At 63.1% G+C, this 15042-nt stretch carries 18 protein-coding genes; 14 read left to right on the plus strand and 4 right to left on the minus strand.

Annotation, left to right across the window (positions count from 1 at the left end):
* Positions 1-55 precede the first annotated feature (55 nt).
* Positions 56-1009, minus strand: coding sequence for a TAXI family TRAP transporter solute-binding subunit (locus ACQKIK_RS18205; RefSeq protein ID WP_045423094.1), 954 nt, complete (start codon positions 1007-1009; stop codon positions 56-58).
* Positions 1010-1390: 381 nt separating this feature from the next.
* On the opposite strand from ACQKIK_RS18205, the gene ACQKIK_RS18210 reads away from it, so the two are divergent.
* Positions 1391-1819, plus strand: a complete 429-nt coding sequence (locus ACQKIK_RS18210; RefSeq protein WP_499136989.1) for a DNA methylase — start codon at positions 1391-1393, stop codon at positions 1817-1819.
* A 79-nt stretch (positions 1820-1898) separates the two neighbouring features.
* A complete protein-coding gene (locus ACQKIK_RS18215) occupies positions 1899-2141 on the plus strand; it encodes a hypothetical protein (protein WP_127840533.1) in 243 nt (80 codons plus the stop codon).
* 4 nt (positions 2142-2145) lie between these two features.
* On the opposite strand, the gene phnN is transcribed toward ACQKIK_RS18215, so the two are convergent.
* Entirely contained in the window at positions 2146-2685 is a 540-nt protein-coding gene (phnN, locus tag ACQKIK_RS18220) for a phosphonate metabolism protein/1,5-bisphosphokinase (PRPP-forming) PhnN (protein ID WP_045423096.1), read from the minus strand.
* Positions 2686-2796: 111 nt separating this feature from the next.
* On the opposite strand from phnN, the gene ACQKIK_RS18225 reads away from it, so the two are divergent.
* The 10 genes from ACQKIK_RS18225 to madM all read left to right on the plus strand — a co-directional run bounded on the left by ACQKIK_RS18225 (position 2797) and on the right by madM (position 10750).
* Complete coding sequence (locus ACQKIK_RS18225; RefSeq protein ID WP_046163299.1) at positions 2797-3234, plus strand: YqaA family protein; 438 nt, start codon at positions 2797-2799, stop codon at positions 3232-3234.
* Between the two features lie 116 nt (positions 3235-3350).
* Positions 3351-5018, plus strand: coding sequence for a malonate decarboxylase subunit alpha (gene mdcA, locus ACQKIK_RS18230; RefSeq protein WP_499136990.1), 1668 nt, complete (start codon positions 3351-3353; stop codon positions 5016-5018).
* On the plus strand, positions 5018-5896 hold the full coding sequence (locus ACQKIK_RS18235; RefSeq protein WP_499136991.1) for a triphosphoribosyl-dephospho-CoA synthase: 879 nt from the start codon (positions 5018-5020) through the stop codon (positions 5894-5896). The genes mdcA and ACQKIK_RS18235 overlap by 1 nt, the downstream gene beginning before the upstream one ends.
* A gap of 2 nt (positions 5897-5898) precedes the next feature.
* Positions 5899-6198, plus strand: a complete 300-nt coding sequence (locus tag ACQKIK_RS18240) for a malonate decarboxylase subunit delta (protein WP_499136992.1) — start codon at positions 5899-5901, stop codon at positions 6196-6198.
* Complete coding sequence (locus tag ACQKIK_RS18245; RefSeq protein WP_499136993.1) at positions 6191-7057, plus strand: biotin-independent malonate decarboxylase subunit beta; 867 nt, start codon at positions 6191-6193, stop codon at positions 7055-7057. Before ACQKIK_RS18240 ends, ACQKIK_RS18245 begins: the two co-directional genes overlap by 8 nt.
* On the plus strand, positions 7054-7839 hold the full coding sequence (gene mdcE / locus ACQKIK_RS18250; RefSeq protein WP_499136994.1) for a biotin-independent malonate decarboxylase subunit gamma: 786 nt from the start codon (positions 7054-7056) through the stop codon (positions 7837-7839). The genes ACQKIK_RS18245 and mdcE overlap by 4 nt, the downstream gene beginning before the upstream one ends.
* Before the next feature lie 71 nt (positions 7840-7910).
* Positions 7911-8531 (plus strand): malonate decarboxylase holo-ACP synthase, encoded by a 621-nt coding sequence (locus ACQKIK_RS18255; protein WP_499136995.1) that lies wholly within the window; start codon positions 7911-7913, stop codon positions 8529-8531.
* On the plus strand, positions 8528-9454 hold the full coding sequence (mdcH, locus tag ACQKIK_RS18260) for a malonate decarboxylase subunit epsilon (RefSeq protein WP_499136996.1): 927 nt from the start codon (positions 8528-8530) through the stop codon (positions 9452-9454). The genes ACQKIK_RS18255 and mdcH overlap by 4 nt, the downstream gene beginning before the upstream one ends.
* Before the next feature lie 129 nt (positions 9455-9583).
* Positions 9584-9982 (plus strand): malonate transporter subunit MadL, encoded by a 399-nt coding sequence (madL, locus tag ACQKIK_RS18265; protein WP_045423114.1) that lies wholly within the window; start codon positions 9584-9586, stop codon positions 9980-9982.
* Positions 9983-9985: 3 nt separating this feature from the next.
* Positions 9986-10750 carry a malonate transporter subunit MadM gene (gene madM, locus ACQKIK_RS18270; protein WP_045423116.1) on the plus strand — a complete coding sequence of 255 codons (765 nt, stop codon included), beginning with the start codon at positions 9986-9988 and terminating at the stop codon, positions 10748-10750.
* A 48-nt stretch (positions 10751-10798) separates the two neighbouring features.
* On the opposite strand, the gene ACQKIK_RS18275 is transcribed toward madM, so the two are convergent.
* Positions 10799-11719 (minus strand): LysR family transcriptional regulator, encoded by a 921-nt coding sequence (locus tag ACQKIK_RS18275; protein WP_045423117.1) that lies wholly within the window; start codon positions 11717-11719, stop codon positions 10799-10801.
* 340 nt (positions 11720-12059) lie between these two features.
* Here ACQKIK_RS18275 and ACQKIK_RS18280 point away from each other — a divergent pair, with 340 nt between their 5' ends.
* Complete coding sequence (locus ACQKIK_RS18280) at positions 12060-12254, plus strand: hypothetical protein (protein ID WP_499136997.1); 195 nt, start codon at positions 12060-12062, stop codon at positions 12252-12254.
* Positions 12255-12400: 146 nt separating this feature from the next.
* On the opposite strand, the gene ACQKIK_RS18285 is transcribed toward ACQKIK_RS18280, so the two are convergent.
* Entirely contained in the window at positions 12401-12769 is a 369-nt protein-coding gene (locus ACQKIK_RS18285; protein ID WP_499136998.1) for a PH domain-containing protein, read from the minus strand.
* Between the two features lie 139 nt (positions 12770-12908).
* On the opposite strand from ACQKIK_RS18285, the gene ACQKIK_RS18290 reads away from it, so the two are divergent.
* Complete coding sequence (locus ACQKIK_RS18290; RefSeq protein WP_499136999.1) at positions 12909-15029, plus strand: TonB-dependent siderophore receptor; 2121 nt, start codon at positions 12909-12911, stop codon at positions 15027-15029.
* The last annotated feature ends 13 nt before the right edge of the window (positions 15030-15042 follow it).

Here is a 15042-nt window from a genome sequence, read left to right on the forward strand (position 1 = left end):
CAGGACTGACGCCCACGGTTCAGACTGGGCAGCACCGGGCTGCCCAGGGGCGTAATCAGAGTACGCCGGCTTCCTTGTAGTAACGCTCGGCACCCGGATGCAGCGGGATCGGCAGCGCCTTGGTGGCGTTTTCCAGCTTGATGTCCTTGGCGGCGGAATGCGCGTTGCCTAGCTGGTCGAGGTTTTCGAACAACAGCTTGGTCATCTGGTAGGCAATGTCATCCGGCACGTCCGAATGGGTCACGAGGATGTTGGTGATGGCCACGGTCGGCACGTCGGCTTCCTGGCCGTCATAGGTACCCGCCGGGATCTTGGCCGCCTGGTAGGCGTCGTTGCCGATCTTGTCGACCACGTCTTGCGGGATTTCCACGTAGTTCAGCGGCATGGTCGAAGCCAGGTCGCGAATGGCGGCCATACCCAGGCCGGCCGATTGCAGGGTGGCATCCAGCTGGCGGTTCTTGATCAGCTCGACGGATTCGGCAAACGGAAGGTATTCCACCTTGCCCATGTCTTCGTAGCTCAGGCCGGCCGCCTTGAGGATGGCGCGGGCGTTGAGCTCGGTGCCGGATTTCGGCGCGCCGACGGAGATCGACTTGCCCTTGAGGTCGGCCAACGTCTTGATGCCGGACTCTTTGCTGGCGACGATCTGGATGTAGTTCGGGTAGCTGCCGCCGATGGCGCGCAGTTTCTTCAGGGGTGCCTTGAAGCCGGCTTCCTCGACACCATTCCAGCCGTCAGCGACAGAGTCACCGAGGGCAAAGCCCAGCTCGCCACGACCGGATTGCAGCAGATTGAGGTTTTCGACCGAAGCCTTGGTTGCCTGCACGGAGGTTTTCGCGCCGTCGATGCCTTTGCTGTACAGCTGGGAGATGCCCACCCCGATTGGGTAGTACACGCCGCTGGTGCCGCCCGTGAGGATATTGATGAAGGTCGGGGCAGCCACTGCGGCGGTGCTGGCGGTGAAGGCCGCTGCGGCAGCGAGCAGGCTGAAGCGTTTGGTCAATCTCATGGTGTATCTCCGTTTCGTTGTTATTGGTTTTGCAGAACTGACGATAGACGATCAGCTACAGCGCCAGGGCTGCATGCAACGACAAGAAAAGGAGAGACGGCGTCGGACGTGCTTTCACAGAGTGAAGCAGGAGCGCTGTGCGGCTTTTCTTGTCGTTGGTCGTCGCATCGGGCAGTTAAGACTTAGCACGAGCTGTGCCATAACGCCGAAGGCTCTGTTTCAGCGGGTCAGGGCCGCCTCATAGCCCCTGTTGGCAAGATTTCGCTCATAGGTGAAGCGGCGATAGGCGGAATTTTGCCTATCGCGCGCAAAAAGCCGATGTGAACCCTGATCTGCCGTTGGCGTCGCAACAGAGGAATCCACCGCGAGCGAGACACAGCAATGGCCAGTGAAATCAGCGCGAAAGAACTCGGGATCGATATCAGTCAGGGAGAAGGCGAGCTGTTCAAATGGTTCATCGCCAGCTTCCTGTTCGGCAAGCGCATCCAGCAGGACATCGCCGCCGACGCCTATCGTGTCATCTTCGAAAAGCACAAGCGCGACACGCCGAGAAAGCTAGGCAACTGCAGCTGGCAAGAGCTGGTGGACATGCTGGGGGAGGGTCACTACGTGCGCTATGACGAATCGACCGCCGAACGCCTGCTCAAGCTCAGCGACAAACTCAATAACGAATACGGCGGCAAGCTCGGCAACATTCGTGAACAAAGCAAGGACCGCAAGGAGCTGGAAAAAAGGCTGGGCGAGTTCGAAGGGATCGGGCCGAAAACGGTGGAGATTTTCATGCGCGAGGCGCAAAAGGTCTGGTCCTAGCCGCCGCTGCGACCAGCTGTGCTTGCGCTATGGATCGATCCGGCTAAAGTGGCGCCAGCCCTCCATCGAAGTCCGACCCATGCGCGCCGTTCTCATTGCGTTCAGCCTGTTCTTGCCGCTGTTGGCGTACGCCGCCCCGGCGCCGTATTACCAGTGGCAAAGCAAGGCCGACGGCACCGTGATCTGTCGACAGACCTCGCCGGGGCATGGCTGGGAGCTGCTCAATGGCCAACCTTTTCGCGACCTCAAGTGCACCATGCCGGCCGGCCGCATCGACCGGCCCAGCGCGGTGCCGGGCTTCCACCCACAGCCAGGGCGCTGATGCGTTAACGATCGATGAGTCGCAGCAGCTTGCTCACTGACTCGTGAAGATCGCCTGAGTTGTCCAGTAGAAAGAGTTCGTCCAGCGAGTCCTCGAAACGCGCATTGCGGGCCAGGCGGGCTTCGATCTGCTCCGGCGTTTCGCGGTTGCGCTTGAGCAGCCGTTGGCGCAGCACCTCGGGGCGTACGCTGAGCAACACCGCCAGCAGGTCGGGATAGCGCTGGCGCGCCTGCTCAAGATAGCCACGCGAACCGTTGACCAGCACATCCTCACCGGCGGCCAGCCACTGGTCGATCTGGATGGGTATCCCGTATGCGAGTTCGTTGGCGCGCCAGCTCATGGCAAAGGCACCGTCGCGCTCCAAACGATCGAACTCGTCATGACTGACCGCTTCGGCAGATTCGCCCACGGCTTCGGCCGAGCGCGTGATGACTCGCCGTGCGATACGTACGCCGCGCTCGGCCAGGGCTTCGCGTGCCGCATCGAGCACGCTGTCCTTGCCGGAACCGGAAGGGCCGATGAGGTAGATCAACCTGCCTTTCATCAAAATCCTCTGTTACCTTGCCATGCGTGACGCCAAGGCTGCAGCCTGCCAGATTTTCATCATGCCTTCTCGTTATGTCGCATCGGCGATGCCTGAGCCCACCATTCCATAATGTTCGACCTGACTGCCTACCTCGGCCTGTTCGGCGCGGCCTTCGCCGCCGCTACGCTGGTACCCGCTCAATCCGAGGCCGTGCTGGTCGGGCTGTTGCTGCATGGCGGCTATTCGCTGACAGGTCTGCTGGCGGTCGCCACGCTGGGCAATGTGCTGGGCTCATTGGTCAACTGGCTGTTGGGCCGATCGATCGAACGCCTGCGCAACAAACGCTGGTTCCCCGTCAGCGCGCAGCAGCTGGAACGGGCCCAGCGCCGTTATCACCGCTTCGGCCGCTGGTCGCTGCTGCTGAGCTGGGTACCCATCATCGGCGACCCGCTGACAGTAGTGGCTGGCACGCTGCGTGAACCGCTGTGGAGCTTCCTCTTGTTGGTAACCCTGGCCAAGGGCGGCCGCTATTTGCTGCTCGCCAGCGTGACCCTCGGTTGGCTGTAAGCCCATCCAGAGCCATCGTTAACCTCAGCGTAACGAAACGCCTCTGCGCTTGATTGATGACCCTTCGGTCATCTCCCTACTGTGCGCTCCACAAGCGGAAATACTGTGGAGTCGCCATGACAACAACAATCTCCCCACCGCCGCAGTGGTCGCGTCGTCGCGCTGAAAAAGCCCGGCGTCTCGATCAGGTGCAGAGCCTCGCCGATGGCGTGGTGCTGCCCAGTGAGCGGATCGTCGAGGCCCTGGAACTGCTGATCGCCCCCGGCGACCGGGTGGTGCTCGAGGGCAATAACCAGAAGCAGGCGGACTTCCTCTCCCGCTCCCTGGCCCAGGCCAACCCCGGCAAGCTGCATGACCTGCACATGATCATGCCGAGCGTCAGCCGCGCCGAGCACCTGGACCTGTTCGAACGCCAGATCGCCCGCAAGCTCGACTTCTCCTTTGCCGGGCCGCAGAGCCTGCGCATCAGCCAGCTGCTCGAAGACGGCCTGCTGGAAGTCGGCGCCATCCACACCTACATCGAACTCTACTCGCGCCTGTTGGTGGACCTGATCCCCAATGTCGCGCTGGTGGCTGGCTTCCAGGCCGACCGTCACGGCAACATCTACACCGGACCCAGCACCGAGGACACCCCGGCGCTGGTCGAGCCGACCGCCTTCAGCGACGGCATCGTCATCTTCCAGGTCAACGAGATCGTCGACGAGCTGCCACGCGTGGATATCCCGGCCAGCTGGGTCGATTTCGTCGTGGTGGCCGACAAGCCGTTCTACATCGAGCCGCTGTTTACCCGCGACCCGCGCCACATCAAGCCGGTGCACGTGTTGATGGCGATGATGGCGATCCGCGGCATCTACGAAAAACACAACGTTCAGTCGCTCAACCACGGCATCGGCTTCAACACCGCCGCCATCGAGCTGATCCTGCCGACCTACGGCGAATCCCTCGGCCTGAAAGGCAAGATCTGCCGCAACTGGACGCTCAACCCGCACCCGACCCTGATCCCGGCGATCGAGACCGGCTGGGTCGAGAGCGTGCACTGCTTCGGCACCGAGCTGGGCATGGAAAACTACATCGCCCAGCGCCCGGACGTGTTCTTCACCGGTCGCGACGGCTCGATGCGCTCCAACCGCATGATGTGCCAGCTGGCCGGGCAGTACGCGGTGGACCTGTTTATTGGCGCCACGCTGCAAGTCGATGGCGACGGGCATTCTTCTACTGTTACCCGCGGTCGCCTGGCCGGTTTCGGTGGTGCGCCGAACATGGGCCACGACCCGCGCGGTCGCCGCCACCCGACTCCGGCCTGGCTGGACATGGCCATGCCCGGTGGCGAAGCCCCGGTGACCATGCTCGAGCGCGGCAAGAAGCTCGTGGTGCAGATGGTCGAGACCTTCCAGGAAGGCGGCAAACCCACCTTCGTCGAGCAGCTCGACGCGGTCGAGGTGGCGAAAAAAAGCGGCATGCCGCTGGCGCCGATCATGATCTACGGCGATGACGTCACCCACCTGCTCACCGAAGAAGGTATCGCCTACCTGTACAAGGCGCGTTCGCTGGAAGAGCGTCAGGCGATGATCGCCGCGGTGGCGGGCGTCACCAGCATCGGCCTGCGGCATAACCCGAAAGACACCGCGCGCATGCGCCGCGAAGGGCTGATCGCGCTGCCGGAAGATCTGGGCATCCGCCGCAACGATGCGACCCGCGAGCTGCTGGCGGCGAAGAGCATCGCCGAGCTGGTCGATTGGTCCGGCGGCCTCTACAACCCGCCTGCCAAGTTCAGGAGCTGGTGATGAGCGCACTCATTGCAAGACAGGCGCAGCCATCGCTGGCTGAGCGCCTGGCAGACCTGGCGGTGCAGGCGCTGATCGACGAGGCCGACCTCTCGCCCAAGCCGGGGCTGGTCGATCGACGCGGCAACGGCGCGCATGACGACCTGCACCTGGGCTTGATGCACGCCTCGGCTCATGCGCTATGGCCTACGTTCAAGGCGATGGCCGAAGTGGCGCAGCAGCTTGGCGAAGTCGGCCAGCCCTTGCGCGAAACCCTCGGCCAGCTGGGGCGGGACGGTGAAGCCGACATGCTCCGCGTCACTGGCGGCGTTAACACCCATCGCGGGGCGATCTGGGCGCTGGGGCTGCTCAGCGCGGCGGCGGCGCTGCAAATCGACGCGCCCGACGCCCGAGGCGTTGCGGCAACCGCCGCGGCACTGGCCCGCTTGAGCGACCCGGCTGCGCCGCGTAACCCACACAGCCATGGCGCGCGGGTCTGCCGGACCTATGGCGTGCTCGGTGCACGGGAACAGGCCCAGCACGGTTTTCCTGCCGTCATCGAACAGGGCCTGCCACAACTGCTGGTGAGCCGCCGCGGCGGGGCAGGTGAGCAGAACGCCCGGCTCGATGCGCTGCTGGCGATCATGACCGAGCTGAGCGACACCTGCGTGCTGCACCGCGCGGGCCTCGATGGCCTGACCCGCATGCAGCAGGGCGCTCGCGCCGTGCTGGCTGCCGGCGGTTGCGCCAGCCTCGCCGGGCGCCGCCAGCTGCGCGCACTGGAAGGCCAGATGTTGTCACTGCGTGCCTCGCCAGGCGGCGCCGCCGACCTGCTCGCCGCCACCTTATTCCTCGACCGCCTGGCGCCATTTGCGCCGGCGCCGACTGGGAGCAACTGAACATGGAAACCCTGTCTTTCGAATTCCCCGCCGGGCAGCCCGCCCGCGGCAAGGCCCTGGTCGGCGTGGTCGGATCGGGCGATCTGGAAGTGCTGCTCGAACCCGGCCAGGCCGGCAAGCTGGCGATCCAGGTGGTCACCTCGGTCAATGGCGCCGAGCAACGCTGGCAGCAGCTATTCGAGCGGATGTTCCGCGAACAGATGCCCCCGGCGTTGAACATCGATATTCACGATTTTGGAGCCACCCCCGGCGTAGTGCGTCTGCGCCTGGAGCAGGGACTGGAGGAAGTCGGCCATGACTGATTCGTCTGCTGACAATGTGGCTCGTTTACTCAAGTCGCGCAGCTTCGTTGAGCTCGGCGCCCGCCAGCGCGCCCGCGCACTGCTTGATGAAGGCAGCTTTCGCGAACTGCTCGACCCGTTCGACCGCGTCACCTCGCCGTGGCTGCCGAAGCAAGGCATCGTCACCCAGGCCGATGACGGCGTGGTGGTCGCCAAGGGCACCATCGACGGCCAGTCGGCGGTGATCGCCGCCATCGAAGGTGCCTTCCAGGGCGGCAGCATGGGCGAGGTTGGCGGGGCGAAGATTGCCGGCGCGCTGGAACTGGCCGTCGAAGACAACCTGAAAGGCATCCCGACCCGCGCCGTGCTCCTGCTGGAAACCGGCGGCGTGCGCCTGCAGGAAGCCAACCTGGGCCTAGCGGCCATCGCCGAGATCCAGGCGGCCGTTGTGGAGCTGCGCGACTACCAGCCGGTGATCGGTGTGGTGGCTGGCTCGGTCGGCTGCTTCGGCGGCATGGGCATCGCCTCGGGCCTGTGCAGCTATCTGATCGCCACCCGAGAAGCTCGCATCGGTCTCAACGGTCCGCAGGTAATCGAACAGGAAGCCGGTCTCGACGAGTACGACTCCCGTGACCGCCCCTTCATCTGGAGCCTGACCGGCGGCGAGCAGCGCTATGCCAGCGGCTTGGTGGATGCCTACGTCGCTGACGACACCGACGCCATCCGCGAGCAGCTGCACGAGCTGTTTGCCCTGGGCATACCCGTTCAACCACGTAGCCGTCGCCATGCCTGGTTTCTGCAGCGCCTGGCCGACGTTGATACCCGCACGCAGCTCGATGCTGCCGCCGTGCGTGCCCTCTACGAAGGAGATGCCCAATGAGCCGTGGACTGAACTGGTTGCAAGCCCTGGCCGGCGGTCAGGCAATGGCGGGCTATCCGGCCTCGGTGAAGGTGGTCGATGGCACCCTCGGTGACCGTCCCGCCCGCTATATCGCCGTGGTGCCGGATGCCGAGAATCCCTTCCCGCGCGCGCGCAACGGCGAGGTTGGCCTGTTGGAAGGCTGGGCGCTGGGTCAGGCGCTGGATGAGGTGATCGAGGCGGACCGCGACAAGGCGGACAAGCGCGTGGTGGTCGCGATCGTCGACGTGCCGAGCCAGGCCTATGGCCGTCGCGAGGAGGCGCTGGGCATCCATCAGGCGCTGGCCGGTGCGGTGGACGGTTATGCCCGTGCGCGCCTGGCTGGGCATCCGGTGGTCTCGCTGCTGGTGGGCAAGGCGATGTCCGGTGCCTTTCTGGCCCACGGTTACCAGGCCCAGCGGATCATCGCCCTGCGCGATCCGGGCGTGATGGTGCATGCCATGGGCAAGGCCGCCGCGGCGCGTATCACCCTGCGCAGCGTCGAGGAGCTGGAAGCCCTGGCCGAATCGGTGCCGCCGATGGCCTATGACATCGACAACTACGCGACCCTCGGTTTGCTCTGGGAAACCCTCTCGGTGGACAACATCGAGCAGCCGTCAGCCGGTGATCTGCAGCAGGTGCGTGACCGCCTACAGCAGGCCGTCGCAGACATCGGCAACAGCACTGACCTGCGCGGTCGTCTCGGCGCGCCGAACCGTGAGGCCTCGTCGCGTGTGCGCGACCTGCTGCGTGAGCAGTGGTAGGCAAAACGTAGCGGGTGCCACCCGCCGAACGAACTCAGCACTCGACAACAACAATCACGAGGAGGCTGTAGATGCATGACATGACACGCCCCCATGACCTGCTCTGGGGCATGACCCCAGCGCAGTTGCCCGCAGATGCGCCCGATTGGGCGCGTCAGGTGGTCGATGCCGGCCAGCCGGTCGTGGTCCGCCGGGCCGTGGTGGCAAGCGGTCAGATCGCGGTGGGCCTGCGCGGCAGCCGCCGTGAAGAGCGCTACGCCTCGGTGATGGTGGCGAGCGCGGTGCTAAGGCGCGTGCGTCCGGAGCAGCTTGTCGAGCGGCTGCCCATTACCGAACTACCGGCGCTGTGTGCGCTGGCGGAGCTGAAGCCAGCGCTCGAATTGCTCGGTCTGTGCTGGGGGGTCACGGGTTCAGTCGGCTACCAACTGGCGACCGGGCTGCCGACGGCCCATGCCGACAGCGATCTCGATCTCTTGCTGCGCACGCCCCTGGAACTCTCACGCCCCAGGGCGCGGGAACTCCAGCGCTTGTTAGACGAGGCGCCTTGCCGCGTCGATATGCAGCTGGAAACCCCCGCCGGTGCGATTGCCTTGCGCGAATGGGCCGGCCACTCGCCCCGAGTGTTGGTCAAGTGCCCTACCGGCGCGCGGCTTGTCAGCAATCCGTGGGCCCCTGAGGAGCTGGCCGCATGAGCAGCCTGTTCGCCTTTCCCGGCCAGGGTGCGCAGAAGCCTGGCATGTTGCATCGCCTACCGCAGGAGCCGGAGGTACTGGACTGTCTGCAGCAGGCCAGCGATGTGCTTGGCGAAGATGCGCTGACGCTGGACAGCGAAACGGCTCTGGCTTCGACCCGTTCCGTGCAGCTGTGCCTGCTGATTGCCGGTGTTGCCGGTGCTCGATTATTGATGCGGGGCGGCCAGGCGCCCGACTACGTCGCAGGCCTGTCGATCGGCGCCTACGCCGCAGCCGTGGTGGCCGGCTCGCTGGACTATCGGGACGCCGTGAGACTGGTCGCCCTGCGCGGTGAGCTGATGCAGCAGGCCTACCCGCAAGGCTACGGCATGACGGCCATCCTCGGCCTGTCACTGACTGCAGTTGAAGGCCTGCTGGCCGAGGCCGAGGAACCTGTGTACCTAGCCAATATCAATGCCGACAACCAGCTCGTGATTGCCGGCAGCGATGCGGCCATGGCCGGGTTGGCCGTGCGCGCAAAGGCTCTCGGTGCTTCCTGCGCGCGGCGCCTGGCGATGAGCGTGCCCTCGCATTGCGCGCTCCTGGCAGAGCCGGCGCGGCAGCTTGCCGAAGCCTTTGCTGCCGTCGAGCTGCGTGCCCCGCAGATTCGCTATCTGAGCGGCTCGTCAGCACGCCCGGTGTTCGATGCTGAGCGTCTGCGCGACGACCTGGCCTTCAACATGTGCCGCGTCGTCGACTGGCACGGCACCCTGCGCACCGCCTACGAACGCGGCGTGCGCTTGCATATCGAACTGCCCCCCGGCTCGGTACTGACCGGCCTGGCGCGGCGGGTTTTTGAGCAAGGTACGCTGATCGCCTTTGACGGCGCCCGGTTGGACACACTGGACGCCTTGCTGCGTCAGGAGGGCAGCCAGAGCCGATAGATCGCGTGCATTCAGAGCGAGCGAGCCGTACTCGCCACTGTTCGATGGATAAAAACAACGACCTCGACAACACACGCGCATCGGAGCCGGTAGCACCGGTCCTGAGCGCAACCCAAAAGGACAATAACAATGATTATCTTCGGTGTGGCCTTCCTGGCCTTGTGCACCCTGACAGGCATCTTCGTCGGTGAACTGTTGGGCAAACTGATTGGCGTCCCTGCCAACGTCGGCGGCGTCGGTATCGCCATGGTGCTACTGATTCTGCTTGGCAGCTATCTCAAGTCGCGTGGCCTGTTCACGATGGATTCGGAGCAAGGCGTCAAGTTCTGGAGCGCCGTCTACATCCCGATCGTGGTCGCCATGGCGGCGCAGCAGAACGTGTATGGCGCCCTCAGCGGTGGCCCGATGGCCATCCTCGCCGGCGTCGCCGCGGTGGCCATCGCCTTTGCCCTGGTACCGGTGCTCGACCGGATCGGCCGAAAAAAGCTTGAAGCCGATGAAGCCAAACCACTGACCAACGAGGGCTAAGCCATGTACGAATCTCTACTCAAGGTCGTCTCCGGCTACGGTCTGATCAGCGGCTTCGCCATCATCGGCGCCACCATGTGGTTCTCCTACTGGCTGTCGGACAAACTCACCAAGGGTCGTCTGCACGGCTCGGCGGTGGCCATCCTCATCGGTCTGTTGCTGTCCTACATCGGCGGCGTGATGACCGGCGGACAGAAAGGCCTGGTTGATATCGCGCTGTTCTCCGGCATTGGCTTACTGGGCGGCTCGATGCTGCGGGACTTCGCCATTGTCGCCACTGGCTTCGGCGTCAGCGTCGAGGAACTCAAGCGCGCCGGGATGGTGGGCGTGCTGGCATTGTTCGTCGGCGTGTTCTCGTCGTTTATTGCGGGCGTCTCGGTGGCCATGGCGTTCGGTTACACCGATGCGGTCAGTCTGACCACCATCGGCACCGGCGCAGTGACGTACATCGTCGGCCCGGTAACCGGCGCGGCGATTGGCGCCAGCTCGGAGGTGATGGCGCTGTCCATCGCGGCGGGCCTGGTCAAGGCGATTCTGGTGATGATCGCGACGCCGTTCTTCGCACCGATGATCGGTTTGAACAACCCGCGCGCGGCGGTGATCTTCGGCGGCCTGATCGGCACGTCCAGTGGTGTTGCCGGTGGTCTGGCGGCGACCGACGCCAAGCTGGTGCCCTACGGTTGCCTCACCGCGGCGTTCTATACCGCACTCGGCTGCCTGCTTGGCCCGTCGCTGCTGTTCTTCATCATGCGCGGGCTGCTGGGCTGATAGGCATGTAGGTGGAACAGGCGTTGCCGTTTTCCATCCTCCCGCGTTTCAGCTTGGATTCTTGAGGCTGTACATGCGGCATTCGGCTAGGAGCGCGAGCAGGTTGGGATCGCGCTCCTTGGCTTTCAGAAACACCACGCCGATGTGCTGTTGCAGGTGATACCGCGCCTGCAATGGCACCAGCTTGACCCGCGCCTCGTAGACCATCCCCACCCGACCGGGCAGTAAGGCATAGCCCACCCCCGAATTGACCATGCTCATCAAGGTGAAGATGTCATTAACCTGCATCGCCACCTTGGGCTCGAAGCCTGCCTGCTGGAATACCCGATTGCCGTCCTGATGGGTGGCGAAGCCTTGTGAAAGCGTAATGAAGGTGGCGTCGCGCAGATCGCTCAAGTCGACTTCCGCCTGTTGCGCGAACGGCGAATCAGCCGGCGCGGCGAGGAAGATGTCGTCGGCAAACAGGGGCAGCTGTGCACAGTCCGGGTCGTGGCTGACGCTGTCGTTGAGCGACACAAGGATCGCATCCAGCTCCATGTTCTTCAGTTTGTAGAAAAGGTCCACGTTGGAGCCGAGGATCAGGTCGATGTTGAGTTCGCTACGGCGCAGCTTCAGCCCCATGATTAGCTGCGGCACGGTCTTCACCGTCAACGAATACAGCGCGCCGAGCTTGAAGCGCTCGGCCGAGAACCCTGCGGCCTCCCGGGTCTGGCGCACCGTCTCAAGCACGTCCTGAACCAGCTTCTGCGCCCGTTCTTCCAGTACGTAGGCGCTCTCCAATGGAATCAGGTTGCGCCCCTCGTGCTTGAACAGCGGGCAGCGCAGGGCGCTCTCCAATGAGTGAATGGCGCGATGCACGCTGACATTGCTGGTGTTCAGCTCGGCGGCCGCTTTGCTCAGATTGCCGCTGCGCATGAAGGCCAGAAACACCTCAAGCTTTTTCAGCGTGAGTTCTTCATCGATCTGCATGGCACGTGCTCAAGGGCGGGCTAACAATTATGCCGAAAGGCCGGGCCTGTTCGTGTACCGCTGGCGAAGACACGGGCTGTGGACTGGTCATTATCCTGACTCCATTTTTGTGACCTGCAGCACAGACGGGCAGACATGCACATCGCAAGGGTACAGATTGCAAATCGTGCATCTTGCAACAGTTGCTGGAACTCACCCGTTTCGTAAGTAATTGATATGAAAGCGTAAATTAGCTTTCCAATGTTGGCACGCAGGATGCTCCAGTTCCGTGTCGCCAACAGGCGTAGAAAACAATTCGAACGCACGGCTGAGTGGGCGCGCAGCCTAGGATATGGAAAGCATGGATAACAGACTGAACGGCAAAACCGAAATATGGGCCGATGGCTATTCATTCATGGAAATGAGCGAGACATTGCTGGTCGCGTTAGGTATTCGCTCTGAACAAACTAAACCTTCGGAGTTGTCTTCCCGCCCTGTCGAGGCAGTCTCTTCGACGGCTGAAAAAGCCTGCCCTGGTGTGGAGGTTGACCGGTAACGACACCGGTTCATTGCGGCAGCCAAACTTAATTACTCGCTACCTATGCTAGCGAGCCAGGGTGGTGTGGGTCCGTCGTTGCCGGACGACGCGCAACGACTCGAGCCCCTGCAGGTGCGGCGCTGTGCTGTACGCTGCCGCTCAGTTCAGAGTAAATGTTTGGATATGTGCTTCGATATCTCGACGATCGAGGTCTTGCCGGTGAACTCGAACTTCACCTTCCCAAGCGACGAGAAATAGACCTCCAGCTCCGAGTCCAGATCGAAAGTCCCGGACGTCTCCACCGAATAAGCAACGATGTTGTTGTAGGGCAGGGAAGTGAAATCCTTCTTGCTGCCGGTGATGCCCTGCACGTTGACCGCGATGATCCGTTTGTTGGTAAACACCACGCCGTCACGCATGGACTTGTAAGAGTCGATCACCTGCTCGTCATCCAACAGCAGCGACCTGACCCGCTCTGCGTATTCATCGTTCCGCTTCAGCTTGAAAAAACCTTTGTTGTCAAAATCGATCATCGCTGCGTTCCTCGTCATGAGCCGTTGACGCCGCATGCTGCCCTAGCTGTACCCAGCTTTCCAGAAGGGCGTGCGGCCTTGACAGTCAGAGACAGCTTCCGATCAAATGTTACGGTATAACATTTGATCGGAAGCAGGTATGAACAGCAGTTGGGTTGCAGCAAGGGTATGGGGCATTGCCGCCATGGCAGGTTTGGGCAGCCTGTCGGCGTTGGCACAGGAATCGGACAGCGCTGTTCTCGAGGAAGTGGTTGTCACGGCTGATCGTGAGCAGGCCGAGGTCAAGGGCTATCAGGCCCGCCGTTCGGCGAGCGCGACCAAGACCGACACCCCGCTGGAGGAGGTTCCCCAGGCAGTCAGCGTCATTCCGGCCACCGTGCTAGAGGACCTGGACAGCCCGCGTATCGAAAAGGCCCTGGATTATGCCGGAGGCGTGGCCCGACAGAACGACTTCGGCGGCCTGACCATGTACGAATACAGTATCCGTGGCCTAACCACCTCGGAGTTCTACAAGGACGGCTTCAGCGTCAACCGCGGCTACATGAACCCGCAGGACCCTTCCAACGTCGAGCGTATCGACGTGCTCAAAGGGCCGGCCTCCAGCCTGTATGGTCGCGGCGACCCAGGCGGCACCATCAACATCGTCAGCAAGCGTCCGCAGAATGACCAGTTCGCGCGCCTGGACCTGAGCGCCGGCCGCTGGGATCGCTATCGCGGCAGCCTGGACGTCAACACACCGTTGGATGATGCGGGCACGATGCTCTATCGCATGAATCTGGCGGTGGAGGACAACAAGAGCTTCCGTGATTACCGCTCCAGCGAGCGGCAGTTCTTTGCTCCGGCGTTCAGCTGGGAACTGACCCCGCAGACGCGCCTGCTGGTGCAGGCCGAGGTCATCCGCAGCAGCCAGGTATTCGACCGCGGTGTGGTTGCGCCGAACGACCACCTTGGCAGCGTCTCGCGCTCCGACTTTTTCGGAGAACCTCGGGACGGTGAAATCGACAACAACAACGAAAGCCTGCAGGCCGAGATCGAGCATGATCTCAACGCCAGCTGGACCGTCCGCCTGGCCAGCCACTACAAGCAAGGACGCCTGAATGGAGGCGCCACCGAGGCAAGCTTTCTGGCCGATGATGCGCGCACGCTCAACCGGGAATACCGCTACCGCGACTTCGACTGGCAGAACAGCATCACTCAGCTGGAACTACGTGGTGTGGTCTACACCGGCGATATTGAGCACAACCTGCTGCTCGGCACCGAGTACGAGCGGTATGCCAAAGATGAGCGCTTGATGCGCAGTCGACCGGTTTCGCAAATCGATATCTACGGGCCGGTCTATGGGCAACCACGACCGCCATTCAGCGTGGGCGTTGGCGGGCGCAGCACCGATCGCCACGAGTTGGTTCATTCCCGCTCGCTGAACCTGCAGGACCAGATGCGCTTCAGCGAAAAGCTGTTCGGCGTCATCGGTGCGCGCTACGACCATTACGAGCATCGGCTGGACAACGAAGTCGCCGGCACCCGCGCTGAGCAGACCCATGAAAAGGTCACGCCACGCATTGGGGCGCTGTATCAGTTCACGCCCGAAGTCGGCGTATTTGCCAACGCGTCGCAGTCATTCAAGCCCAATGGCGGCGCCGATGCGTCAGGCGCGGCATTCGATCCGGAGGAAGGCGTCGGCTACGAAGCCGGCTTCAAGTTCGATCTGCTCGACAGCCGTCTGGGCATGACCATCGCTGCGTTTCACCTGACCAAGGAAAACGTACTCACCGCCGATCCGGTCGACTCCGCGTACCAGATCGCCGCTGGCGAGGTGCGCAGCCGCGGCATCGACCTGCAGCTGGCCGGACAGTTGACCGACGAAATCCGTGTGATCGGCGCCTACGCCTATGTCGATGCCGAAGTGACCGAGGACAACACTCTCGCGCGCGGCAGCCGCCTGCTCAACGTGCCCGAGCACAGCGGTAGCCTGCTGGGCGTGTATGAGTTTCTCGATGGCGGTCTGCAAGGCCTGGAGCTCGGCGGTGGCGTCAATTATGTCGGCGATCGTTCCGGCAACGTCGCGGACAGCGGTTTCGAACTGCCGGGGTACACGACCGTGGATCTGCTGGCGCGCTACAAGGCGACGCAGGACCTAACCCTCGGTGTGAACCTCAACAACGCCTTCGACCGCACCTACTACGAACGCTCCTACAGCAATGTTTGGGTCATGCCAGGCGAACCGCGCAACCTGAGCGTGAGCCTGTCGCTAGATCTGTAACGCAGCACCGGCT

The organism is Pseudomonas sp. NPDC047961 (genome assembly GCF_050272435.1).
GTDB lineage: Bacteria > Pseudomonadota > Gammaproteobacteria > Pseudomonadales > Pseudomonadaceae > Stutzerimonas.